General features: G+C 44.6%; 15 protein-coding genes and 7 pseudogenes. 9 read left to right on the forward strand and 13 right to left on the reverse strand.

The features are described 5' to 3' along the window. Positions 1–93 precede the first annotated feature (93 nt). Positions 94–2725 (reverse strand): annotated as a pseudogene (topA, locus tag P7F88_RS20835) (type I DNA topoisomerase). Positions 2726–3050: 325 nt separating this feature from the next. Here topA and P7F88_RS20840 point away from each other — a divergent pair. Then, the gene (locus P7F88_RS20840) at positions 3051–3299 is read left to right on the forward strand and encodes a YciN family protein (RefSeq protein WP_277827898.1); all 249 of its coding nucleotides are present in this window, start codon (positions 3051–3053) and stop codon (positions 3297–3299) included. A 186-nt stretch (positions 3300–3485) separates the two neighbouring features. Here the strand turns inward: P7F88_RS20840 and aroA are convergent, their stop codons facing one another. Beyond that, the gene (gene aroA / locus P7F88_RS20845; RefSeq protein WP_277827900.1) at positions 3486–4766 is read right to left on the reverse strand and encodes a 3-phosphoshikimate 1-carboxyvinyltransferase; all 1281 of its coding nucleotides are present in this window, start codon (positions 4764–4766) and stop codon (positions 3486–3488) included. A 180-nt stretch (positions 4767–4946) separates the two neighbouring features. On the opposite strand from aroA, the gene aat reads away from it, so the two are divergent. The 3 genes and pseudogenes from aat to infA all read left to right on the forward strand — a co-directional run bounded on the left by aat (position 4947) and on the right by infA (position 6660). Next, complete coding sequence (gene aat, locus P7F88_RS20850) at positions 4947–5663, forward strand: leucyl/phenylalanyl-tRNA--protein transferase (RefSeq protein ID WP_277827901.1); 717 nt, start codon at positions 4947–4949, stop codon at positions 5661–5663. Position 5664: 1 nt separating this feature from the next. Then, positions 5665–6362 (forward strand): annotated as a pseudogene (locus tag P7F88_RS20855) (arginyltransferase). A gap of 79 nt (positions 6363–6441) precedes the next feature. Continuing rightward, a complete protein-coding gene (gene infA, locus P7F88_RS20860) occupies positions 6442–6660 on the forward strand; it encodes a translation initiation factor IF-1 (protein ID WP_001040192.1) in 219 nt (72 codons plus the stop codon). 85 nt (positions 6661–6745) lie between these two features. Here the strand turns inward: infA and clpA are convergent. Continuing rightward, positions 6746–9021: pseudogene (gene clpA, locus P7F88_RS20865) on the reverse strand (ATP-dependent Clp protease ATP-binding subunit ClpA). 42 nt (positions 9022–9063) lie between these two features. After that, a pseudogene (gene clpS / locus P7F88_RS20870) lies at positions 9064–9386 on the reverse strand (ATP-dependent Clp protease adapter ClpS). Positions 9387–9828: 442 nt separating this feature from the next. Between clpS and cspD the strand changes: the two are divergent. Continuing rightward, positions 9829–10050: a cold shock domain-containing protein CspD gene (cspD, locus tag P7F88_RS20875; RefSeq protein WP_277827903.1), complete on the forward strand. Its 222-nt coding sequence runs from the start codon at positions 9829–9831 to the stop codon at positions 10048–10050. Positions 10051–10150: 100 nt separating this feature from the next. Here the strand turns inward: cspD and P7F88_RS26510 are convergent. The 4 genes and pseudogenes from P7F88_RS26510 to P7F88_RS26525 all read right to left on the reverse strand — a co-directional run bounded on the left by P7F88_RS26510 (position 10151) and on the right by P7F88_RS26525 (position 12380). Beyond that, positions 10151–10470: pseudogene (locus P7F88_RS26510) on the reverse strand (NADP-dependent isocitrate dehydrogenase). Then, a pseudogene (locus P7F88_RS26515) lies at positions 10424–10680 on the reverse strand (NADP-dependent isocitrate dehydrogenase). Before P7F88_RS26515 ends, P7F88_RS26510 begins: the two co-directional pseudogenes overlap by 47 nt. Before the next feature lie 19 nt (positions 10681–10699). Next, positions 10700–11287: an NADP-dependent isocitrate dehydrogenase gene (locus P7F88_RS26520; protein WP_422128339.1), complete on the reverse strand. Its 588-nt coding sequence runs from the start codon at positions 11285–11287 to the stop codon at positions 10700–10702. Beyond that, positions 11268–12380 (reverse strand): NADP-dependent isocitrate dehydrogenase, encoded by a 1113-nt coding sequence (locus tag P7F88_RS26525; protein WP_422128341.1) that lies wholly within the window; start codon positions 12378–12380, stop codon positions 11268–11270. The genes P7F88_RS26520 and P7F88_RS26525 overlap by 20 nt, the downstream gene beginning before the upstream one ends. A 340-nt stretch (positions 12381–12720) precedes the next feature. Between P7F88_RS26525 and P7F88_RS20885 the strand changes: the two genes are divergently transcribed. Then, positions 12721–13398, forward strand: a complete 678-nt coding sequence (locus tag P7F88_RS20885) for a pseudouridine synthase (protein ID WP_277827905.1) — start codon at positions 12721–12723, stop codon at positions 13396–13398. 84 nt (positions 13399–13482) lie between these two features. On the opposite strand, the gene P7F88_RS20890 is transcribed toward P7F88_RS20885, so the two are convergent. Continuing rightward, complete coding sequence (locus P7F88_RS20890; RefSeq protein ID WP_277827907.1) at positions 13483–15600, reverse strand: methyl-accepting chemotaxis protein; 2118 nt, start codon at positions 15598–15600, stop codon at positions 13483–13485. 285 nt (positions 15601–15885) lie between these two features. Between P7F88_RS20890 and xthA the strand changes: the two genes are divergently transcribed. Next, positions 15886–16692, forward strand: coding sequence for an exodeoxyribonuclease III (xthA, locus tag P7F88_RS20895; protein WP_277827909.1), 807 nt, complete (start codon positions 15886–15888; stop codon positions 16690–16692). Between the two features lie 131 nt (positions 16693–16823). On the opposite strand, the gene P7F88_RS20900 is transcribed toward xthA, so the two are convergent. From P7F88_RS20900 to P7F88_RS20915, 4 genes and pseudogenes are all read right to left on the reverse strand, one after another. After that, a complete protein-coding gene (locus tag P7F88_RS20900; protein ID WP_277827911.1) occupies positions 16824–17501 on the reverse strand; it encodes an ABC transporter permease in 678 nt (225 codons plus the stop codon). A gap of 2 nt (positions 17502–17503) precedes the next feature. Then, positions 17504–18244, reverse strand: a complete 741-nt coding sequence (locus P7F88_RS20905) for an ABC transporter permease (protein WP_277827913.1) — start codon at positions 18242–18244, stop codon at positions 17504–17506. A gap of 183 nt (positions 18245–18427) precedes the next feature. After that, complete coding sequence (locus P7F88_RS20910; RefSeq protein ID WP_338405572.1) at positions 18428–19195, reverse strand: ABC transporter substrate-binding protein; 768 nt, start codon at positions 19193–19195, stop codon at positions 18428–18430. Positions 19196–19267: 72 nt separating this feature from the next. After that, positions 19268–20037, reverse strand: a pseudogene (locus tag P7F88_RS20915) (ABC transporter ATP-binding protein). Positions 20038–20882: 845 nt separating this feature from the next. On the opposite strand from P7F88_RS20915, the gene P7F88_RS20920 reads away from it, so the two are divergent. Together P7F88_RS20920 and pflB are read left to right on the forward strand one after the other, a co-directional pair. Beyond that, positions 20883–22430: a DUF3360 family protein gene (locus P7F88_RS20920; protein ID WP_277827917.1), complete on the forward strand. Its 1548-nt coding sequence runs from the start codon at positions 20883–20885 to the stop codon at positions 22428–22430. A gap of 252 nt (positions 22431–22682) precedes the next feature. Continuing rightward, positions 22683–24959 carry a formate C-acetyltransferase gene (gene pflB, locus P7F88_RS20925; RefSeq protein WP_277827919.1) on the forward strand — a complete coding sequence of 759 codons (2277 nt, stop codon included), beginning with the start codon at positions 22683–22685 and terminating at the stop codon, positions 24957–24959. Positions 24960–25046: the final 87 nt, after the last annotated feature.

The following is a 25046-nucleotide window of genomic DNA, read 5'->3' on the forward strand; positions in this document are numbered from 1 at the left end:
AATATAGTAAAACTTTACTCATTGATCTCACCAAGTAGTCCCAAATACAAACGGGCAGCTTAATTGCTGCCCGTTTTCTCATAGTTGGGTTAACTATTTAGCTTTTGGCTTCTTGCGCTTATCGGTAATTTCCCATTTACCGTCAACGTATAAACCAGTCCAGCCAGATGGTTTACCATCAATTTCTGTACGAACGTAGTTTTCCTTCGCCTTACGGCTAAAGCGCACAACAGTCGGACGTCCATCAGGATCTTCTGTCGGTGCTTCCGTCAGGTAGTAGAACTTCGGAGAAATACGGTCTTTAAACCTTACCAGTTCAGAAACAAGCGGCGCTCTGGTTTCACGAGATTTAGGGAAAGTACTCGCAGCCAGGAACAAGCCTGATGCACCATCACGCAGAACAAAGTAAGCATCCGAGTTATCACACGGCAACTCTGGCAGATGAACAGGATCTTCCTTCGGCGGAGCCACTTCACCGTTTTTCAGAATCTTACGGGTGTTCTTACAGGTCTCGCTGGTGCAGTCCATATACTTACCAAATCGACCATTCTTAAGCACCATATCTGAGCCACACTTGTCACACTCGACAACCGGGCCGTCGTAGCCTTTAACCTTGAACTCACCGTGTTCGACAACATAGCCTTCACAGTTAGGGTTGTTACCACACACGTGAAGCTTGCGCTTATCATCGATCAGGTACGCATCCATTGCTGTTTCACAGATAGGGCAGCGTTTCTTCGCACGAAGTGCAGCAGTTTCAACGTCTTCTTCCAGAACGTTGATGATGCCTTCTTCATCACCCAGGTTGATCGTTGTCTTACAACGCTCTTTAGGTGGCAGCGCATAACCAGAACAGCCCAGGAACACCCCTGTCGATGCTGTACGGATACCCATTGGGCGGCCACAAGTCGGACACTCAATATCGGTCTCAACGATATGGTTCGGCTTCATGCCGCCTTCATCTTCGCCGAGTTCCGCTTTATCAAGGTCACCAGTAAAGTCCGTGAAGAAATCATCCAATACCGCCTTCCAACCCGCATCACCTTCGGCGATTTGGTCTAGCTTCTGCTCCATACGAGCGGTGAAGTCGTAGTCCATCAGGTCGTTAAAGCTGTCGTCCAGACGGTCGGTAACAATTTCGCCCATCTTTTCCGCGTAGAAACGGCGCTGGTCAACTTTTACATAACCGCGATCCTGAATGGTAGAAATGATAGATGCGTAAGTCGATGGGCGACCAATACCACGCTTCTCTAACTCTTTAACCAATGCTGCTTCAGTAAAGCGTGCAGGTGGCTTAGTAAAGTGTTGTTTAGGGTCAAGCGCTTGTAGATCAAGTTTATCGCCAACCTGAACCGCAGGAAGGATTTGATCTTCGTTCTTGCCTACCGGACGCTGAACTCTTGTCCAACCATCAAACTTAAGGATACGACCCTTAGCTTTTAGGGTGTATTCCGCTGCTTTTACGCTCACCGTTGTTGAGTCGTATTTTGCTGGCGTCATCTGACACGCAACAAACTGGTTCCAGATTAGCGCATAAAGCCTGTGAGCGTCGCTATCCATGCCCTGAAGGTCATCAGCCAGCACATCGACACTAGAAGGACGAATCGCTTCGTGAGCCTCTTGTGCGCCCGCTTTGCTGCCGTACAGGTTAGGCTTAGCTGGCAGATACTTGTCGCCAAACTCAGAAGTGATGTAACCACGTACAGCGTCTACCGCTTCTGCACTCAAGTTGGTGGAGTCGGTACGCATATAGGTGATGTAACCCGCTTCATACAAACGCTGGGCCAGCATCATTGTCTTTTTAACACCAAAGCCAAGGCGAGTACTCGCCGCTTGCTGCAGTGTAGACGTGATATATGGAGCAGAAGGCTTGCTGCTTGTTGGGCGGTCTTCGCGCTTACAAACTTCATACTGTGCGTTTTCCAGCACAGACATCGCTGCTTTAGTTTCAGTTTCATTAACTGGTTTAAAAGCACTGCCGTCTTTTTGTGCCACCATCAGGCGGAAGTCAGTTTTATCCTGAGTTTTGGTATCCGCATGGATATCCCAGAACTCTTCCGGAATAAACGCATTGATCTCACGCTCACGCTCTACCAGTAGCTTAACCGCTACCGACTGAACACGACCCGCAGACAGCCCACGCGCCACTTTTTTCCATAGCAGAGGCGAAACCATAAAGCCTACAACACGGTCAAGAAAACGACGCGCTTGCTGGGCGATTAACCCCATCCATATTCAGCTCACCTGGTTTCTGGAAAGCTTGCTGGATAGCGTTTTTGGTGATTTCGTTAAACACAACACGCTTATATCGCTCTTCATCGCCACCGATGATCTCACGAAGGTGCCAAGCGATAGCCTCCCCTTCGCGGTCCAAATCGGTCGCGAGATAAACGTTGTCAGCGTCTTTTGCCAGTTTCTGGAGTTCTGCAACGACTTTTTCTTTACCAGGAAGGATCTGATAATTCGCTTCCCATCCGTCAAACGGGTCGATACCCATTTTTTTGATTAGTGCAGTTTTCTCTTTTTCTTTCTTGATACGAGCCTTTTCTTCCGGACTCATACCTTTAGTCGAAATCGCGGCAGCCTTCTGACCACTACTTTGACCCGCAGTTGGAAGATCACGTACGTGACCCACACTAGATTTAACTACGTAGTCTTTACCAAGGTACTTGTTTATGGTTTTTGCCTTGGCTGGCGACTCCACTATAACGAGTGATTTACCCATTTGACTTAAGTGTCCTCAATCTTACGATGGGTGTATTGCACTCCACCCTTGATACATTGCTTCTTTTTTTAATATTGAGCGAGATTTATGTTAGGTCAACCTGTTTTTTTATATTTATGCTTTGATTGGTTGACTTCTCACCGCTATTTTGTGCGTTAAATATTGGCGGGACATATTATTCACGCGAAGTTATAAATTCATAATCATACGATAGTTATTTCTGGTGCGGGTCACAAAACAAGGGCTCTGAGACATCACATAAAAAGTTGAAAATTCGCTTTCAGAGAATAAACTGTGCTGCATTAACATAGTGAAGGTACTACACATGAGCGAAAAGAAATCCATCTCAGAGTTTGAACTTCTTCTGATTGCAAACCAAATTATTCAGGAACACGACGACTATTTAGAAGGAATGAGAGCGGAAACGGTAGAAGAAAAAGACGATGTTCTTGTATTCAAAGGAAACTACTTCCTGGATGATAACGGCCTGCCTACACCAAAAACCACCGCTGTGTTTAATATGTTTAAGTATCTGGCTCATCACCTTTCAAAAGAGTTTACTTTAGAAAGTTAAGCATACCTCGTTACCACGCTCTGCGTGGTAACGCATATCTAACTGAAAGAAAAAGAAAATCTCATATAATGATACTAATAGTGTCCGTTAGATCTTGGTATGTATTCCCACGGAGACCATGGGAACAAGAAGCGAGTGCGAGCTATATCCCCACGAAGGACCGTGGGGACAAAAATTACGGAGCAACTACTTACTCAAACTTTTCAACTTATCAAAGTAATCCGGAAAGGTTTTAGACGTACACTTAGGATCGTTGATTGTCACTGGTGTATCGCTTAATGCAACTAACGAGAAACACATCGCCATACGGTGATCATCGTATGTATCAATCGCTGCGTGCTTCAGCTCTTTAGCCGGAGTTACAATGATGTAATCTTCACCCTCTTCAACTTCAGCACCCACTTTACGCAATTCTGTTGCCATCGCAGCTAGGCGGTCAGTCTCTTTTACTCGCCAGTTATACACGTTGCGAATCGCAGTTGTGCCTTCGGCAAACAATGCTGCAGTTGCAATTGTCATTGCGGCATCCGGGATATGATTGAAGTCCATATCAATGGCTTTTAGTTCGCCACGGCGAGAGATCACGTAGTCATCACCCCACTCTATTTCTGCACCCATTTTTTCCAGTGCATCAGCAAACTGAATATCACCCTGGATACTGTTTTTACCAATACCGGTAACCTTGATCTCACCACCTTTGATAGCAGCTGCGGCAAGGAAATAAGACGCAGAAGAAGCGTCTCCCTCAACAAGGAAATCACCCGGAGCAATATAGCTCTGGCCTGTTGGGATAACAAACTCAGCGTAGTCGTTATTAATTACCTCTACACCAAACTGCTTCATGATGTGTAGCGTAATATCGATATATGGCTTAGATACCAGCTCACCTTCTATTTTGATTGTCACTTCACCTTCAGCCAATGGCGCTGACATCAAAAATGCAGTCAGGAATTGGCTGGAAATAGAGCCATCAATCGACACAGTCCCAGATTTAAGACCAGTGCCTTTAATCTTAAGAGGCGGGTAGTTTTCGTTCTCCAGATACTCGATTTCAGCGCCTGCTTCTTTAAGCGCATCAACAAGGTGACCAATCGGGCGCTCCTTCATTCGAGGTTCGCCAGTAAGAACAAACTCACCCTTGCCAAGACAAAGCGCGGCCGCCAATGGTCTCATTGCCGTTCCCGCATTACCCAGGAACAATTCTAGAGCTTCAGAAGCAACGAATGGCTTACCCAGCCCGGTTACTTCACATACGGTTTTGTCTTCCGATAGTTGATACGTAACACCCAGTTTTGTCAGAGCATTAAGCATATGACGAATATCGTCACTATCAAGAAGGTTGGTCAGGCGAGTCGTCCCTTTCGCCAAAGCAGCAAGTAAAAGGGCGCGGTTAGATACGCTTTTAGAGCCCGGAAGATTGATTTCACCGTTAACCTGGTGAATCGGTTGCAACGTTAAGCTTTCCATTTAAAACTTATGATCCTTGAGGTGCCCGCTAGGTAGGTTTGGTTACGCGAGCCTTTTAATTCTTCGTACACGCAGACTAACCAAAAATAGTAGCTAAGGCTAGTGCTAATCATAATTCCCTTAATTATCACCGCTGCTTTTGGTATATACTCTAGTGATCACAAGTGCTACAGCTTTTCTATGACTATCTATTTACCCGAACTCGACTCGTATTCCTTAGCTTTTCCACCTGCGAATGACGCCTTATCTGACCCCAACGGTCTATTGGCAATGGGGGGAGATCTCAGGCCCGAAAGGTTAGTTGCAGCTTATAATCAGGGGATTTTCCCCTGGTATAGCCCTCATGAACCCATTTTATGGTGGAGCCCTTCCCCTCGCGCCGTCCTTTTGCCTAGAGAGTTCAGACCGTCACGAAGCCTGAAGCGCTATTTTCGAAAATTTGGTTATCGGGTGAGTATTAACAAAGCAACTAAAGAAGTGATTCGCCTTTGTGCAGACTTAAGGCCGGAAGAAGAAACCTGGATAGGCGCTGATATGCTTGCTGCATATCAGGTATTAAGTGAACTGGGAAAATGTCACTCCGTTGAAGTGTGGGACGCTGACGAGCTTATAGGCGGCATGTACGGTATTGCTGTTGGCGGGATATTCTGCGGTGAGTCCATGTTTAGCAAAAAGAGTAACGCTTCAAAGATTGCGCTATGGAAGTTCTGTGAGCATTTCACTGCATGTGGAGGCGAGCTTCTGGATTGTCAGGTACTTAATCCACATACCGAATCGTTAGGAGCATTTGAAATCTCAAGGCAGGATTATCTTGTACACTTAGAAAAGCTAAAGAATAAAAGTATAAGCCCCGATTGTTTTAATACCCAATGGCTAACGGATACCGAAGAGAAATAACATGATTCCTGAAACTCAGCAGATAAGAATTGGGCTGTCGACCACTAATCCGTGTAACTACCTTGAAGGGGAAGAAGAGAGGGTTGCAGTCGCGTTAGATCAGACTATCCATTGCAACCAGGGATACGAACTACTACTGGCTAATGGTTTCAGACGCAGTGGCGGAACAATTTATACACCGCATTGCCCTTCATGTAACAAATGTCAAGCAATCCGTTTATCGATTTCTGATATTGAACTATCTAAAAGTCAAAAAAGGCTGATTAACAAAGCCTCCCATCTAAGGTGGGAGCTGAAAAACGAAATGGACGAAAACTGGTTTGAGCTTTATAGCCTCTATATTACTGAGAGGCATAGTAATGGCTCCATGTATCCCCGAAAAGAGCCGAGTTTTTCCAGTTTGCCAGTTGTGAATGGCTAAATACCCAGTTTTTGCACGTTTATGATGAGGATAAACTCATACTAATTGCTGTCACTGATTTGATGGATAATTGTGCCAGCGCGTTTTACACATTTTTCGATCCAAATCACCCTCTTTCCCTTGGTACACTTGGTGTTTTATACCAAATAGCACTCTGCGAGCAGACGGGAAAACAGTGGCTTTATCTGGGTTACCAAATCGACGAATGTGCAGCTATGAACTACAAAGTACGTTTTCATCGTCATCAAAGGCTAGTAAATCACCGTTGGCAAGGGTAGAATACGCCCCAACTTTTATTTTATTCCCGTTAAAGGCCTTTGAGCCGTTAACTATTGCCAAGTTTCTAAAGAGGATTAAATGGCTAAAGAAGACGTAATTGAAATGCAAGGCACTGTCCTTGATACTCTGCCAAACACAATGTTCCGCGTTGAGCTGGAAAACGGCCACGTAGTTACAGCACACATCTCTGGCAAGATGCGTAAAAACTACATCCGTATCCTTACTGGTGACAAAGTAACTGTAGAGATGACTCCATACGACCTTTCAAAAGGCCGCATCGTCTTCCGTGCTCGTTAATCTTTAATAGATTTTCTGGACACAAAAAAACGGAGCTAAAAGCTCCGTTTTTTATTGCTTTCTAAAGTTCTAGCTTCCAACTGTATTAATGAACCGCCTCTTCTTCCTCGTTCAGGTAGTGGAACTCAAGTTCATCTTTGCCAAGATCGACCTTCACGGTACCACCATTCACTAGTGAACCAAACAACAGTTCATTCGCAAGTGGCTTTTTCAGGCTCTCCTGAATCACACGTCCCATTGGGCGCGCTCCCATTGACCTGTCATAGCCTTTCTTAGCCAACCAGTGGCGTGCATCTTCTGACACTTCCAAAGATACTCCACGAGCATCCAACTGAGCCTGTAGCTCGACAATAAACTTGTCAACGACCTGATGGATTACCTGCTCATCCAGACTATTGAACCAGATGATATTATCCAGGCGGTTTCGGAATTCCGGTGTAAACACCTTCTTGATTTCAGACATCGCATCATGGCTGTGATCTTGCTGAATCAGACCAATCGATTTCTTAACGGTTTCAGCAACACCTGCGTTGGTCGTCATTACCAGAATTACGTTTCTGAAATCTGCTTTACGACCATTGTTATCTGTAAGCGTACCATTATCCATCACCTGAAGAAGCAGGTTAAAGATATCCGGATGCGCCTTCTCAATCTCATCCAACAGAACAACTGCATGCGGATGTTTGATAACTGCATCGGTTAACAGGCCACCCTGATCGTAGCCAACGTAACCCGGAGGCGCACCAATCAGGCGGCTTACTGAGTGACGTTCGCCATATTCAGACATATCAAAACGAAGCAGCTCGATACCCATCAGCTTCGCAAGCTGAACCGTCACTTCTGTTTTACCAACCCCTGTTGGGCCAGCAAACAGGAAGGAACCTACAGGTTTATTCTCTTCACCAAGGCCGGCACGGGTGAGCTTGATCGCTTCTGACAGCGCATCAATGGCATCATCCTGTCCAAACACCAGCATCTTCATCTTGTCATCTAGTGACTTGAGCACATCTTTATCAGAAGATGAGACAGACTTTTCAGGAATTCGAGCCATCTTAGCAACCATCGCCTCGATATCACCAACACCAACCGTCTTCTTACGCTTACTCGCCGGAGCTAATCGGCTTCTCGCACCCGCTTCATCGATAACATCGATCGCCTTATCAGGAAGGTGTCTTTCATTGATGTACTTAGCAGAAAGCTCTACCGCCGCACGAAGCGCTTTATTGGTATAGCGCACTTCATGGTGAGCTTCATACTTCAGCTTAAGGCCCATCAAGATCTTGGTTGTATCATCCAGAGATGGCTCTACAACATCAATCTTCTGGAAGCGACGAGAAAGCGCCCTCTCCTTCTCAAAGATATTGCTGTACTCCTGATAGGTAGTAGAACCGATACAGCGTAGTTTACCGCTACTCAACAGAGGTTTAATCAGGTTCGCAGCATCAACCTGACCACCTGATGCCGCGCCCGCTCCGATGATAGTGTGAATCTCATCGATAAACAGGATGGCGTCGTCTTCTTTCTCAAGCTGCTTCAGAATCGCTTTAAAGCGCTTCTCAAAGTCACCCCGGTACTTAGTTCCCGCAAGGAGCGAACCAATATCAAGCGAATAGATAACGCTATTCTTAATCACTTCTGGAACCTGGCCTTCGACAATTCGCCATGCAAGGCCTTCCGCAATCGCGGTTTTACCTACACCAGCTTCACCAACTAAAGAGGGTTATTCTTTCTGCGACGACACAACACCTGAATAGTACGTTCCAGCTCCTTATCACGACCAATCAATGGGTCGATATGCCCTTGCTTCGCTACCTGATTCAGGTTGCTGGCAAAGCTTTCAAGGCGCTCTTCTGCAGGAACATCTTCAGGTGTACTGTCATTGTTGCCAAACACATCTGATGAAGAATCTTCTTCATCACTGTTGGAAGCTTTGGTTATACCGTGGGAGATATAGTTAACAATATCCAGACGACTAATATCGTGCTTTTTAAGGAGATAAGCTGCGTGAGACTCCTGCTCACTAAAAATAGCAACCAGCACATTGGCGCCAGATACTTCATTCCGTCCGGAAGACTGAACGTGAAATACTGCCCGTTGTAATACTCTCTGGAAGCTGAGTGTTGGCTGGGTTTCCCTTGTCTCATCATTTTCAGGGATTAGCGGTGTGGTCTGATCAATGAATGTATCGAGTTCCGCTTTCAAAACTTCCACATCTGCATTGCATGCCTTCAGGGTTTCTCTAGCCGCCTGATTATCAAGAAGCGCTAGTAAGAGGTGCTCGACCGTCATAAACTCGTGTCGTTTATCACGGGCTCTGGCAAATGCGCCATTCAAGCTCGTCTCTAATTCTTTGTTAAGCATAAATACCTCCCCAATGAACGGCTTCGAATGTGATGTTCAGGTTTATGCTTGCTCCATCGTACACAACAACGGGTGTTCGTTTTCCCTTGAATACGTGGTGACCTGCATCACTTTTGTTTCAGCGATTTCCGCGGAATAAGTTCCACAAATCGCTTTTCCTTCATAGTGAACTTTCAACATAATCTGAGTTGCTTTCTCTGAGATCCATAGAGAAAAAACGTTCCAGAATATCAATTACAAAATCCATTGGTGTATAGTCATCATTGTTAAGTACGACGTTATCACATCGATGGCGGTTTGACCTTTGTTCTTTCCAGCTCTAACAGATCAGAGTCTGGTGTTATCCACTCGTATGGTTTACTCATTTCTACTTCAACTAATTGAAAAGTTATCTGTTGTACTCTTCTCAAGTACTTACGAATCCAATTTCTCTGCAAGTTAAAAATAACTTTTCTTTAACTTACAGACTAATGCACTAATTGTATCCCTGCAAATCAAAGATTACCATCCTTAGCTTTTTACATCTAAACGCTTAAAAGCTAACCATAACGTTAACTTTACTGTCATGTTTCATAAGTTTGCACAATGGATCACAAAGTTAGTATTTTGTTAATCTCAAAACTGAATTCTTTAGAAATATGTTGAATTTTCGATTTCCGATCTATTGACTGCTCAAATCTATTGGTTAAATTGTGTGCTGTAGTGATTAAGATTTTGGCAGCGCCTGAATTTATATTCACTAACAGTTGGTCGGTTAGCTAAATCGACGATGACAACATCAGTTTAAAATGCAGAAGGATGTAACGCATGGCTACAGGTACAGTTAAGTGGTTCAACAACGCTAAAGGTTTTGGCTTTATCTGCCCAGAGGGTGAAGACGGCGATATTTTTGCTCACTATTCAACCATTCAAATGGATGGTTATAGAACACTAAAAGCAGGCCAACAGGTAACATACGAAGTTGAACAAGGTCCGAAAGGTTATCACGCAAGCTCTGTGATGCCAGTTGAAGGACAACCAGCCAAATAACGCTGCCAACCAATAATTACAATTTAACGCAGATAAGAAAGAACCCGCCAATTTGCGGGTTCTTTGTTTATTTAGTCTTGGCTTACACTAAGTCAGCAAATTACACTAAATCGATTATGGCGTTCAACGTGGCACTTGGACGCATTAGTGCGGATGTTAAAGCATCATCAGGCGCATAGTAGCCACCTAACTCGCCTTTCACTCCCTGAGCGTCATTTAGCTCCTTAACGACAACCTCTTCGTTGCTGGCCATTTTCTCTGCGATTGGAGCAAACTGTTGAGCCAAAACAGCGTCTTCAGTTTGTGCTGCAAGCGCTTCAGCCCACATGTAGCCAGATAGAAGTGACTGCCACGGTTATCAAGTTCATTCACTTTACGTGATGGAGACTTGTTTTCGTCCAGGGAACTTACCAGTTGCACTATCTAACGCATCAGCAAGAACTTTTGCTTTAGCATTGCCAGATACGTTACTTAGGTGCTCAAGAGAAGCCGCTAGTGCTAGGAACTCACCTAGAGATCCCAACGCAAGTGGTTCTCTTTCTCGACCTGCTGTACGTGCTTAGGAGCAGAACCACCAGCACCGGTTTCAAACAGGCCACCACCGTTCATTAGCGGAACGATAGAAAGCATCTTCGCAGAAGTACCAAGCTCAAGGATTGGGAACAGATCTGATCAGGTAATCACGCAGTACGTTACCAGTTACAGAAATTGTATCCTGACCATCTTTCATGCGCACAAGAGAGAACTGCGTTGCCTCTACCGGAGCAAGAACCTTAATCTCTAGTCCTTCAGTATCGAACTGTGGAAGGTAAGCATTCACCGTTTTGATAAGCTCCGCATCATGCGCGCGGTTTTCGTCAAGCCAGAATACCGCAGGAGCACCTGTTGCACGAGCACGAGTCACAGCAAGCTTAACCCAATCAAGGATTGGAGCATCTTTTACCTGACACATACGGAAGATATCACCTTCTTCCACATCCTGTTCAATCAAAATGGAACCAGACGCATCTACCACACGGACTTTACCCGCTTCAGGCAAAATAAAGGTCTTATCGTGAGAGCCATACTCTTCGGCTTTCTGAGCCATTAGGCCAACGTTAGGAACAGTACCCATAGTTGTTGGGTCAAAGGCTCCATTTTCTTTACAGAACTCAATGACAGCCTGATAAACGCCCGCGTAACAGCGATCTGGAATCATCGCTTTGGTATCTTTTTGCTTACCGTCCGGCCCCCACATCTGGCCAGATGCACTGGATCATTGCAGGCATTGACGCATCAACGATAATGTCTGAAGGCACATGAAGGTTTGTAATCCCGCGATCTGAATCAACCATTGCTAGTGGAGGCTGAGTTTCGTAAACCGCCTGAAGCGCTGCTTCAATTTCAGCTTTTTGATCCGCAGGTAAAGAAGCGATCTTGGTGTATACATCACCAATACCGTTGTTTACATCAACACCAAGCTCTTCGAACAATTCGCCGTATTTTGCAAATACGTCTTTGTAGTAAACCTTAACAGCATGACCAAAGATAACCGGATCTGACACCTTCATCATGGTCGCTTTCATATGCAGAGAAAGCAGAACGTCCTGCTCTTTCGCTTCAGCAATCTGCGCCTCAAAGAAATCTACTAATGCGGCTTTGTTCATCACAGAGGCATCAATGATCTCTTTATCCTGAAGGGCAAAACTGTCTTTCAGCACATCAACGCTACCATCTTGCTTAGCAAACTCGATGGTTACTTCTGTTGCACCATCAATAGTGACTGATTTTTCACTTCCGAAGAAGTCGTTGCCGTCCATGTGAGAAACATGAGATTTTGAATCAGCAGACCAGGCGCCCATTGAGTGCGGGTTCTTTTTCGCATAATTCTTAACAGATGCTGGTGCACGGCGATCTGAGTTACCTTCACGCAGTACCGGGTTTACCGCACTGCCCTTGATCTTGTCATAAACAGCCTGAACTTCACGCTCTTTCGCATCTGCTGGCTCTTCAGGATAGTCAGGAAGTGCAAAGCCTTTCTCCTGAAGTTCTTTAATTGCGGCTTTTAACTGCGGGATAGATGCAGAAATGTTTGGAAGCTTAATGATGTTTGCTTCTGGTGTCTTTGCAAGCTCGCCTAACTCAGTCAGAGCATCACCAATTCTTTGTTCTTCTGACAGATACTCAGGGAAGTTAGCAATAATTCGTCCTGCAAGTGAAATATCACGGGTATCAACATCAATACCAGATGAGGAAGTAAAGGCGCGAATAATCGGTAATAGTGAGTGCGTTGCCAACGCCGGGGCTTCATCGGTAATGGTATAAATAATAGTTGGATTTTTATTAGGCATGAAATTTCCCTATTTAACTAACAGGCTTAATATGGATGCGTGTTGCCTGTATTGATTTAACACTTGCGAATTAACCTTACATCCTTATGAAATCGGCAAGCGCCTTAGTACCATGCAGCCTCCTCTTTGCTGCACACGTACTTTCCTGCACATATAATTAAACAATCGAGCCTTGTTAGTCTATTATTCTGTGCATATTTCCTGTTTTCCGGCTCAAGTGACCAAAAAGTACACAATTTAATTTAGAGACTCAGAATCCAGGCGCCCAAATCATAGCGTAAAACACTAATCAATAAAACATTATTAAACACTTTGTTTACATAATTGCAGGATAGTTAACATGATATCTCGTTCAGGAGAAACGTCTCGCAAGCGTTCGCAACCTTCCAAAGCTCGTCGTTTAAAACAGAAAACACATTCTAACAGCGGCTATAGAGGGAAAAAGTCAGCTCCTGGTAAAAAGCCGATTTCACCTTCGGAGAGAAAGGTGATTATATTCAATAAGCCGTACGATACCCTAAGCCAGTTCACCGATGATTCTGGCAGAAAAACACTGGCCGATTTTATTCCTGAAAAAGGGGTTTATGCCGCCGGGCGTCTTGACCGTGACAGCGAAGGGCTGATGATCCTGACAAACGATGGCATTCTACAGGCAAAATTGACCCAACCTAAATCAAAATCCCAAAAAACTTATTGGGTCCAGGTTGAAGGCGCACCGACGGAAGACGATCTCGACAAACTACGCAAAGGTGTCGAGCTAAAAGACGGAATGACCCTTCCTGCAAAAGTAGAGCTCATGCCAGAGCCAGATGTCTGGGAGAGAAACCCACCTGTTAGGTTCAGAGCAGCAATCCCAACCACATGGCTTTCTATTACAATCATTGAAGGTCGAAACCGTCAAGTGAGAAGAATGACAGCCAATATTGGTTTTCCGACATTGCGCCTGATCCGTCATGCAATAGGCGGTCAGGCTATTGGGTCGTTAAAACCAGGCGAATGGAAAGAGATAAAAATGTAGTTTGAAGATTATGGGTTACGGGTTACGGGTTACGGGGTCATACTGTAACCTGTAACCTGTAACCTGTAACCTGTAACCGAGAACCTACACCTTAAACTGATTAACAAGATCTTGCTGCTCTGCTGACAGCGTCGCTATCTCTCGTCCAACGTTTTCAGAAGATTCGGCCTGCTGTAAAATCTGCCCACTTAGATCTCGAATATTCACCACGCTTTGGTTTACCTCTGCAGCCACCGCTTTTTGTTCTTCCGCTGCACGAGCAATCTGACTGTTCATATCGTTGATTTCAGCAATAGACTCAAATACGTCATGAAGTTGATGGACAGCGTTTTTGACCTGCTCAGAAGTATCAATTGCTAACTGATTGCCGTTATCGATAGCTTCTACAACATCTCGAGTGCCAGACTGAACCTTACCGATCACCTCCCGGATCTCTGATACAGAGTCCTGTGTTCGGCTCGCCAGGTTACGTACCTCGTCAGCCACTACAGCGAAACCTCTACCCTGATCGCCTGCCCTCGCCGCTTCAATAGCCGCATTTAGAGCCAATAGATTGGTCTGCTCAGAGATACCTTCAATAACCTCCAGAATCTCTGTAATAGACGTATTGTTTTCAGCAAGCTCGTTAACGACTGGCACTGCCTCGCTCATTCGCTCTACCAGCTTGTCCATTTCAGCTGCCGATTGCTCTATCACTGTCTGACCGCGCGTTGCGGCATCAGATGCCTTGTTTGCTGCGCCAACCGCAAGTTCTGTATTCTGATAAACCAGACCGGACGTTTGTGTCATCTCTTCAGATGCTGTCGCAACCAAATCGACTTCTTTAAACTGAGCCTCACTGCTGCTTCTTGTTACAGCCGCCGCTTCTTCAGCTTGACTGGTGGTATTTGCAACAGAGTGTGTTGTCTCTACGATTTGCTTTATCGTACCCTGCAGTTTATCGAGAAACAGGTTGAAGCCTTTTGCTAACTGACCTACCTCGTCGTCAGATTTAACCTCCAGCCGTTGGGTTAAATCACCTTCACCAGAAGCGATATCATTCAATCGGACAACCACTTGCTTAATTGGCTTAACCAAGTTGATAGCAGCTAACCATATGATAACCAGTCCTATTAAAACAAAAGCTAATCCTGCAGTAACTTCAGTAGTGACGCCTTTGCTGATTTGAGCTGTGATCACGCCATCCAAAGTTGTCGCGTCTTTTAGCACCTCATCCCGTGGCATCTCTAATAGTACGCCCCAAGACTGATTCGCTATTGACACCGGGGTATAAACCATCAGCCATTGGTTATCCTTGCTCCAGACTGTTTTGGCACTCTTACTCCCTATAAGTGAACTAACTTCACCCGAAGAAACGTTTGGACTCTGATACCCGACACCAACTTCGATAGAGCTATCATCAGATGCGATAAGCATTCCCGTTTCAGTTAATATAGACACATTGCCCGTTCCATTGAACAAGGTGTTGTCCGTATCGGCGACAATCGTATCCAGTCTGTCTAACTTGATATCAATCCCAAGAAAACCAATTACCTCATCTTCTTTATGAACAGGGAAAGTAATGGAAGTCGTTAGCTTGCTGATTTCGCCAAAGTCACTAAATTTTGGGGTAGAAATACAAACGCTTCCTGTTTCTAGAGGACAAACGAAACGCTCCCGATTACTAGGTTCTTCCATTGTTGCCTCATAGATAACATTCGGCAGAACATCGGTTCCATCCAGAGATGTCGCCCAATAGGTTGCAAAACGTCCCACCTCGTTTGAGCCGACATAATCTGCATTGTGGTAATTGGCGTCTTCACCATCAAGAGCATCTCTTTTATACACCAGATAAGCGCCCTGAATAGTATCGAACTTCTCGACCATACCCCGGATTGACTCATCCAACGAAGTTCTCAAATCTTCACTAGGCGTAAAATTATCCTCTGCCATAGATTGTAAGAGCTTCGCTGTCTCGACCATTACTTCTGCACGATGGTAAGCCTCTTCGAGATACTGAATAGATTCGGTTGCATTTAATGCCGCCTGGCTCTGTAGCAATTGCTGAGACTTACCAATAACAGAGTCAGAACTGTAGTCTTTGATAGTACTTTGATTACTTAATGCACTATAGATCGAAAATCCAATAAGTAATCCAGAAGTCAGAATCAGGCATAAACCAGAGAGCAAGGTAATTTTCCAATGAACTGATAGAGAACGCATTTCAATTCCTTTTTGGCGCGATGTATTAATAATAATTTTAGGACTTAATTGAGCTGTTGCATTATAAAAGCCTTATCGGCAAATCGCTCAAATAGTGTAAAGGTTTACACTCAAACATTAATGGCTATCACATTTTTAACATAAACATCGCATATCCATTACACCAGCACGTTAAACCAAATCGCTATTGAGCTAATTTTGAAATGAGATCAACCACCCTTTCTCTTGTCACAACTCCGCCAAACGAATAGCATGCTCTCAGACTCAACGATAAAGGGATAATTAATGAAAGTCGTTTCCTTCAATATAAATGGCCTACGTGCAAGACTTCACCAGCTTCAGGCGCTGATAGACAAGCATCAACCGGATGTTATTGGTCTTCAGGAGATTAAGGTTCATGATGACGCCTTCCCGGTAGAAGATGTTGAGGCGATGGGCTATAAGGTCTATTTCCATGGGCAAAAAGCGCATTACGGCGTAGCAATGCTATGCAAAAAAGAGCCAGTGTCTATTCAAAAAGGCTTTCCTACTGATAATGAGGAACACCAAAAGCGTATGATCATGGCAACGTTTGAGGATGATTCAGGCGAGAAAGTCACCGTGCTTAACGGTTATTTCCCTCAGGGTGATAACATTTCTCACGAGACTAAATACCCTTACAAGCGCCAATTCTATAAGGACCTGATGACCTACCTGAATGAACATCATAATAATGATGAGCAGCTCATTGTTATGGGGGACATTAACATCAGCCCTATCGATGCAGATATCGGCATCGGTGAGCCAAACAGAAAACGCTGGTTAAAAACGGGTAAGTGCTCTTTCCAGCCAGAAGAAAGAGAATGGCTAAAAACCTTAACAGACTGGGGATTCGAGGATACATTCCGCAAGCTTCAGCCAGAAGTTACCGACAGGTACTCGTGGTTTGACTACCGCTCGCGTGGTTTTGATGATAACCGCGGACTTAGAATCGACGTTATTTTGGCAACGCCTAAACTGGCCGCCAAGTGTGTAGAGTCTGACATTGATTATGAACTGAGGGGAATTGAAAAGCCTTCAGACCATGCTCCGATTTGGTCAACATTTGAGTAATTATTGGTTAAAGGTGACAGGACGAACTTCGTTCTACAGGTTACGGGCCTGTAACCTGTAACCTGTAACCTGTAACCTGTAACCTGTAACCTGTAACCTGTAACCTGTAACCTGTAACCTGTAACCTAGTATTAACTCAATGGCTTAAGATAAGCCAAAAACTTCTTCTCTGCCTGCTTAAAGCACCAAAGAATTATAAAGGTCAGTCCCATATAGAACATTCCCGCTGTCAGGAAAGATTCAAACGGTGCGTAGTAGCGGGAGTTAACCAGACGAGCGGCACCGGTTAAATCCAGAATTGTTACAATACCAGCTACTGCCGAGCCATGAAGCATAAATACCGCTTCGTTGCTGTAAGCAGGTAACGCCCTTCTCAACGCGCTCGGTAAAATGATTCTTCGGTATGTCTTCCAGGTACTCATACCGTAAGCTTTCGCGGCTTCCACTTCACCTTTTGGTAGTCCGTTTATTGCACCACGAATGATCTCAGCAGTATAAGCCGAGGTATTCAGAACAAACGATACTAATGCACAAAACCATGCATGCTCCCAAAGTGTGTCTTTAACGGCGATAAACTGATCCATACCGTAATAAATAAGGTACAGCTGAACAAGGAGTGGTGTACCCCTGAAAAAGTAGATGTATGCCCATGATGGCAGCATAATGAAATAGTTTGAGCTGTTTCGTGCAATCGCCAACGGTATCGCAATCGTCAACCCGATAATCAATGATAGAGCGACAAGCCAGGTGGTTGTCCATAACCCTTCAAGGTATATAGGAAAGCTCTCAATTACTAAAGAAAAGTCCATATTTACCTCGTATGAATACTGAATTTGCGCTCAACCAGTTTTAACATTCCAGTTGATACTGCCGTAAAGAACAAGAAGATAATGGATACTGCCATGTAGAAGGTAAACGGCATCTTAGTTGAGCCAGCCGCAAGTGAGCCAACACGAACCATATCTTCAAGCCCGATAATAGAAACCAGAGCAGTCGTTTTAAGTAGAACCAGCCAGTTATTACCAAAACCGGGTAAGGCGTGACGAATCATCTGAGGAAGGAGAATGCGACGAAACGCCAAAGGTCCACTCATACCATATGCCTTCGCAGCTTCCATCTCACCGGCATCAACCGCCATAATGGCACCTCGGAATGTTTCCGCCATATAAGCACCGAATATAAACCCAATAGTTAAAATACCTGCGATAAACGGGCTTACATCGATATAGTCTGGTAAATATGACGTCCACTCATGATCGGGATTTGAAGAGGTCATCCACTCATTTAGCCATTCGTTTATCGAATAAAGGCTATTATTAAGCAGGATTTGTCCACCATAGAAAATCAGCATCATCAGAACCAGATCGGGAATCCCTCTGATAATAGTGGTATATAGTGTCGCGATTGCACGTGCCCAACGATACGGAGCCAGCTTTGCTAAAGCACCAGCCATACCAAGAACAACAGCCAATAAAAGGGACAATAGTGCTACTTCAATAGTCAGCACAGCACCCTTTAATATCGAAGCTTCGTATCCCTGTAAATCAAACATTCTATATCCGATATATACTTTATTTTATAAGTATCAATGCGATAGCTAGCTCTGCCTTTAAACTGGCTGTCGAATCAATACTAAAATATCTAAAAAGAGAACGGTCATCCCGGAAATTGCCTAAGCAATTATCCGGGATCTAAATTAGATTCCTGCGTTCGCAGGAATGACGACTAATGTTAATTAATCGCCGTATACATCGTAGTTGAAGTATTTAGCCTGAATCTTCTGGTATGTACCGTCTGCACGTAGTGCTTTGATAGCCGCATCCAGTTTTGCTGTCAGATCTTTATCCTGCTTGCGAACCGCGATACCCATACCTTCACCGAACCACTTAGGATCAGTCAGAGATGGACCTACGAACTCATACGCATCACCACCAGCCTGGTTAATTACACCCTCTTCAAGTGCAGAAGCATCACCCAATACCGCAGCGATACGGCCATTACCAAGGTCAAGATAAGCTTCATCAAAAGAGCCGTAACGAACAATCTCAACGTTCTTGAAGTTGTCTGTCAGGTACTTATCGTGAGTTGTTGCACGCTGAACACCGATCTTCACACCATCAAGCTTGTCAAAATCCAGACCTGCGCCTTTCTTTGCAATGAACTTGTTAGGGATCTGTGCGTACTTACCAGTAAAATCGACTTTCTTCTTACGCTCTTCAGTGATAGACATAGCTGCAATGATCGCATCGTATTTACGAGCTAAAAGAGAAGGAATAATGCCGTCCCAATCCTGAGGTACGATCTTACACTTCACCTGCATTTCTTCACAAAGCGCGTTAGCCATGTCTACATCGAAACCACTTAGTGAGCCATCAGCCTCAGTCTTACTGAAAGGAGGATATGCACCTTCAATACCAAAGCGTACCACTTTCCATTCCTTAGCCTGAGCTACGCCTGACAATGCCGTCGCAGCGATAGTTGCTGCCAGTAACCACTTTTTCATTTCCATACTCCTGTGATTGAGTGTTGTGTTTGTTTTTGTAGTATTTGTACCGGTGAAAGCTCACCCATACTTTTAGTAAATAGAAGAAATAAATTGCTGCAATCGTTCTGATTCAGGGTTTGTAAACAGCTTTTCTGGGTGTCCTTGCTCTTCTACTAGCCCCTGGTGAAGGAACATTACATGGTTAGAAACATCACGGGCGAACGCCATTTCATGTGTCACCACCAGCATGGTTCGGCCTTCTTGTGCCAGATCCTGCATTACACCCAAAACTTCACCAACCAGCTCAGGGTCTAATGCTGAAGTCGGTTCGTCGAAAAGCATAACTTCTGGGTCTACAGCAAGCGCCCTTGCGATAGCTGCACGCTGTTGCTGCCCCCAGACAAATGCCCAGGGTAGTAGTCTTTTCTTTCGTACAAACCTACCTTCTGTAGTAGTTGTTTAGCGTTTTCTATTGCCCGAGCTTTTGGTACGCCAAGAACATGTACTGGTGCTTCAATTACATTTTCAAGTACTGTCATATGAGACCAGAGGTTAAAACCTTGAAATACCATCGCTAACCTGGAGCGAATGCGTTGCACTTGCTTTTCGTTGACAGGGACAGACTCGCCAGAGCGATTCTGCTTCATCTGAATAAGTTCACCATTAACCCAGATTTCTCCGGCGGTCGGAGTTTCTAACAAGTTGATACAGCGTAGGAAGGTACTCTTACCAGAACCAGAAGAACCGATAATAGAAATCACATCACCTTTATGTGCTTCCAGTGATATGCCTTTCAGTACTTCATTCTGTCCGAATGTTTTATGAAGATCTTTAATGTCTAGCGCCGCGACATCATTCATGCGCTACTACTCCCTGTATTCGCTTTTGGGTGTTCACCAAAGGTAAGAAGCCTACTATTTTTGGCTTCCGAGGTACTCCGACCTCTGTACATATTCGATACAACCTAGCATCACCCAAAGGAACATGCAACAAATTATTAACCACAATGCATACAATATATAACCAATACTTCTGAATTTGTATGCACCAACAGACTATATAACTATTAAAAGATGAATAAAATAGCACGCACGCGAATATTTCCAATCTTCCTCAGTAACAAATTCACTAATAAATCCCAAGCTAACAGCCGTAAGCAAAATCAACCACTGAATTTATACTGCATAGCGACATCATTCACCCAATAAATCACACCAAGCAAAATAATACACCCAACTAACAAATAAGTTAGTTGGGCAAAAAACAGCATCTTGTCACTTACTCATAGGTGACAACTTGTGATCTTGGGCTTTAAAAACAGTATTTTGGATAAAAAACACCCTGAAGTGTGATTTTTCTGATAAAGATCATATTAAGAATAGTGAAAGTAACCAATTCTATTGGGGTAAATTTACTGAAAGATGGTTACAAAAAAGGCGAGAGTTGTATGCACAATCTCTCTATTTTTTGTAGTTTTCTTTCACAAAGATTTATAAAGTGATCGAGATCAATCACCCAATTTAGGTAGATTGTTAGACTCTTGCGCCATGGTTTATATCGCGAATAAAGCACCTTTTAGGTCATATAAATTACATTTAAACACATAATATATGTGTTACATTTGTGACCAGCAATTTACCGGGAACGGTTTCGCGTTTAGATAATACACATTTTAAAAATTTCTAACTTTATATATGAGGAATCTATGTCAGACGTAGTCAATAACGACCGCTCAGATATCGAGACCAAGAGCTACTCGGAGCTACACCGTCCTGCTTCTGAGTTCTCTAGCCGCTCTGATTACCTAGACCACGAATTACAGATCATGAAGCCACGCCGCTATGGTTTAAACCTGCCTGGCCGTGACTTCCGTTTTGAGCTTGAAGATTTTGTTCCTGCTATCGCAGGTACTATCGGCATCATCGCGATGTATTCTGCGGTAATGATGGCTTGGGCAGCTGGCCTGACAGAAAAATGGGACCACGTTAACCTAGACGTAGCATGGGCTATCGAAGTCGCTCGTGTTGAAATGCTTATCCCTGCACTTCTTTTCTGTGTTCTGGCATCTGGCTTTATTAACCCAAGAGCAAACCTTGCGGGTAACCATGGCCCAATGATTCCGATGATTTTCGTAATCGCTATGGCAGGTGCTCACCCTCTTGCGCTGGCAATCCTGATCGGTGTATTCGGCCTAATTCTGAGTGCTGTAAAAGGTGGCTCACGACTTGTGAACCTCACCAGTGAAGGTGTTGCGGGTGGCCTGTTGGTGTTCCTTGGTTTCACCGGTTCAATGAGCCAGATCAATTCGCTAATTAACTGGGCAAATGGCCTAAGTAGTGAAGCTGAAGGTGTCGCTGCTGGTGACATGGGCTATGTGGCGTTAATCGTTCTTGGCATCACCATTGTTACTTACGCAATTTTGGCTAAGCTTGGTAAACGTTGGCTGGCAATTCCTCTGTGTGCTGTTACCGGCTTTGTTGTCGCTATGGCTACTGGCGCAGGCTTTGACTTAGTATTTACTACTGAACCTGGTTTACCAAACCTGAACCCAGTTTACTGGTGGGGCTCTACTGAGACAGGCTGGCAGCTTGGTCTACCAAATGTTCAGCACTTTATCGCATCACTACCATTTGCGATTCTGGCTGTAGCAATGTGGTCACCAGATTTCCTTGGTCACCGTATCTTCCAGGAACTGAACTATCCTAAGCGTACTGAAAAAGTATTGATGGACGTTGATGACACAATGACAATGTGTTCTATCCGTCAGATGGTTGGTACTGCTGTTGGTGGTGGTAACATCACATCTAGCTGGGGTACGTACATGATCCCGGCAGCGATCGCTAAACGACCAATCCCTGCTGGTTCCATCCTACTAGGTACGCTGGTTATACTAATCGCTATCGTTGGTTACCCAATGGATGCAGCTGTATGGCCTCCTGTAATGCGTGTTGCTCTACTGGTTGGCGTATCTCTACCTCTACTAGAAGCTGGTATGCAGATGATTAAAGACGCAAAAGACTCTCAGTCTGCGGGTATCTGTGTATTTGCTGCTATGGTAACCAACCCTGTTCTAGCATGGGCATTAACTATGCTGTTGGACAACAACGGCTTAATTGGTGATAAAGAGCGTCCACAAAAGCTGAGCACACTAGACCGTATCATTATTCCTAGTGTCGTGCTGATTATCTGTCTTGCTGCTATGCTTGCTGTAGGTATGCTTGAAGGCCAGTACGGAATTCCTGCTCTGCTATAATAATCACAAAAATGGGCGGTACTTCGAGTACTGCCCATTTTTTTATGTATTTTTTTAAAAATTGCAGTATTATTTGAATCAAGCCTTGAAGGACTCAACAAAAGACACAATATGTATGTATAAGACGCGCTTTTCTTCTATATAGATATTGTTTTTTATTTAAAGAGTGTACTGCGTATCCTCCCCAGGGTACTAGCTGCAACGCAGCGAAAAACAGTGCGTATTTTTTTCTACTAAAAAGGTAGGTATATCATGGCAGAGCAATTTGCTAAAGCTTGGGAAGGTTTTGCTGAAGGTGAATGGCAAAACGAAGTTAACGTTCGTGACTTTATTCAAAAGAACTATGCACCGTATGAAGGTGATGAATCTTTCCTAGTTTCTGAAGGTACCGAAGCAACTAACAAGCTTTGGGCAAAGGTAATGGAAGGTATCAAGCAGGAAAACAGCACTCACGCTCCTGTTGATTTCGATACTGATGTTATCTCTACCATCACTGCACACGATGCTGGCTATATCAACAAAGATCTAGAAACCATCGTTGGTCTACAGACTGAAGCTCCTCTTAAGCGTGCTATCATCCCTAACGGTGGTATCCGCATGGTTGAAGGTTCTTGTAAAGTTTACGGCCGTGAGCTAGACCCTCAGATTAAGAAAATCTACACTGAGTACCGTAAAACTCACAACCAGGGCGTATTCGACATTTACACTCCAGACATCATGAAGTGTCGTAAGTCTGGCGTTCTAACCGGTCTTCCAGATGCATACGGTCGTGGTCGTATCATCGGTGACTACCGTCGTGTTGCTCTATACGGTATCGACTTCCTAATGAAGGACAAGTTCGCTCAGTTCTCTTCTCTTCAAGAGAAGTTCGAAAATGGCGAAGACCTACAGCTGACTATGCAGCTTCGCGAAGAAATCGCTGAGCAGCACCGCGCTCTAGGCCAGATCAAAGAGATGGCTGCTAAGTACGGTTGTGATATCGGCCGCCCAGCTGAAACTGCACAAGAAGCTATCCAGTGGACATACTTCGGTTACCTAGCGGCTGTTAAGTCTCAAAACGGTGCTGCAATGTCTCTTGGCCGTACTTCTACTTTCCTTGATATCTTCATCGAGCGTGATATCGCTGCTGGCAAGATCACTGAAGAACAAGCACAGGAAATGATCGACCACTTCGTAATGAAACTACGTATGGTTCGTTTCCTACGTACTCCTGAGTACGATGAGCTATTCTCTGGCGACCCAATCTGGGCAACAGAATCTATGGGTGGTATGGGTCTTGACGGACGTACACTTGTAACTCGTACAAACTTCCGTTTCCTAAACAGCCTATACACTATGGGTCCTTCTCCAGAGCCAAACATCACTGTTCTTTGGTCTGAAGGTCTTCCAGATGGCTTCAAGCGTTTCTGTGCTAAAGTATCTATCGATACTTCATCTATCCAGTACGAAAACGACGACCTAATGCGCCCAGACATGGAGTCTGACGACTATGCAATCGCATGTTGTGTATCTCCAATGGTTGTTGGTAAGCAAATGCAGTTCTTCGGTGCTCGTGCAAACCTGGCTAAGACTATGCTTTACACCATCAACGGTGGTATCGATGAGAAGCTTAAGATCCAGGTTGGTCCAGAAATGGACAAGATAACTGACGAAGTACTGAACTACGAAGACCTAATGGATCGTATGGATCACTTCATGGATTGGCTAGCTAAGCAGTACGTAACTGCACTAAACAGCATCCACTTCATGCACGACAAGTACAGCTACGAAGCGTCTCTAATGGCTCTACATGACCGTGACGTTATGCGTACTATGGCTTGTGGTATCGCCGGTCTTTCTGTTGCAGCTGACTCACTATCTGCAATTAAATACGCAACTGTTAAACCAGTTCGTGACGAAGATGGCATCGCAATCGACTTCGAAGTAGAAGGCGACTATCCTAAGTTTGGTAACAACGACCCACGCGTTGATGACATCGCTTGTGAACTTGTTACTATCTTCATGAACAAGATTCGTGCGCTTAAGACTTACCGTGACGCTATCCCTACTCAGTCTATCCTGACTATCACTTCAAACGTGGTATACGGTAAGAAGACTGGTACAACTCCAGATGGCCGTAAAGCTGGTGCTCCATTTGCTCCAGGTGCGAACCCAATGCACGGTCGTGACGAGAAAGGTGCTGTAGCATCTCTAACTTCAGTAGGTAAACTACCGTTTGCTGATGCGAAAGATGGTATCTCTTACACCTTCTCTATCGTTCCTAACGCACTAGGTAAAGATGACGCTTCTCAGAAAGCTAACCTAGCTGGTCTGATGGATGGTTACTTCCACCACGAAGCTGGTATCGAAGGCGGTCAGCACCTGAACGTTAACGTTCTTAACCGTGAAACTCTAGAAGACGCAGTTAAGCACCCAGAGAAGTACCCTCAGCTAACTATCCGTGTATCTGGTTACGCAGTGCGCTTCAACTCTCTAACAGCAGAGCAGCAAGCAGACGTAATCGCACGTACTTTCACTGAATCTCTATAATTCAGCTGAATAGTTAAGCCAAGCCCCGCTTATGAATAGCGGGGCTTTTTGTTATCTATAGCAAATAAATCGCATCTCTGATTGTCC

Origin of the sequence: Vibrio hannami (assembly GCF_029589055.1) — a bacterium.
GTDB classification, from domain to species: Bacteria; Pseudomonadota; Gammaproteobacteria; order Enterobacterales; family Vibrionaceae; genus Vibrio; species Vibrio hannami.

Excerpts from the sequence above, each read along its gene's own strand:
- P7F88_RS20840 (WP_277827898.1), top strand. The coding sequence starts at position 3,051 with ATGAGCGAAAAGAAATCCATCTCAGAGTTTGAACTTCTTCTGATTGCA.
- aroA (WP_277827900.1), bottom strand. The coding sequence starts at position 4,766 with ATGGAAAGCTTAACGTTGCAACCGATTCACCAGGTTAACGGTGAAATC.
- aat (WP_277827901.1), top strand. The coding sequence starts at position 4,947 with ATGACTATCTATTTACCCGAACTCGACTCGTATTCCTTAGCTTTTCCA.
- infA (WP_001040192.1), top strand. The coding sequence starts at position 6,442 with ATGGCTAAAGAAGACGTAATTGAAATGCAAGGCACTGTCCTTGATACT.
- cspD (WP_277827903.1), top strand. The coding sequence starts at position 9,829 with ATGGCTACAGGTACAGTTAAGTGGTTCAACAACGCTAAAGGTTTTGGC.
- P7F88_RS26520 (WP_422128339.1), bottom strand. The coding sequence starts at position 11,287 with ATGTGGGGGCCGGACGGTAAGCAAAAAGATACCAAAGCGATGATTCCA.
- P7F88_RS26525 (WP_422128341.1), bottom strand. The coding sequence starts at position 12,380 with ATGCCTAATAAAAATCCAACTATTATTTATACCATTACCGATGAAGCC.
- P7F88_RS20885 (WP_277827905.1), top strand. The coding sequence starts at position 12,721 with ATGATATCTCGTTCAGGAGAAACGTCTCGCAAGCGTTCGCAACCTTCC.
- P7F88_RS20890 (WP_277827907.1), bottom strand. The coding sequence starts at position 15,600 with ATGCGTTCTCTATCAGTTCATTGGAAAATTACCTTGCTCTCTGGTTTA.
- xthA (WP_277827909.1), top strand. The coding sequence starts at position 15,886 with ATGAAAGTCGTTTCCTTCAATATAAATGGCCTACGTGCAAGACTTCAC.
- P7F88_RS20900 (WP_277827911.1), bottom strand. The coding sequence starts at position 17,501 with ATGGACTTTTCTTTAGTAATTGAGAGCTTTCCTATATACCTTGAAGGG.
- P7F88_RS20905 (WP_277827913.1), bottom strand. The coding sequence starts at position 18,244 with ATGTTTGATTTACAGGGATACGAAGCTTCGATATTAAAGGGTGCTGTG.
- P7F88_RS20910 (WP_338405572.1), bottom strand. The coding sequence starts at position 19,195 with ATGAAAAAGTGGTTACTGGCAGCAACTATCGCTGCGACGGCATTGTCA.
- P7F88_RS20920 (WP_277827917.1), top strand. The coding sequence starts at position 20,883 with ATGTCAGACGTAGTCAATAACGACCGCTCAGATATCGAGACCAAGAGC.
- pflB (WP_277827919.1), top strand. The coding sequence starts at position 22,683 with ATGGCAGAGCAATTTGCTAAAGCTTGGGAAGGTTTTGCTGAAGGTGAA.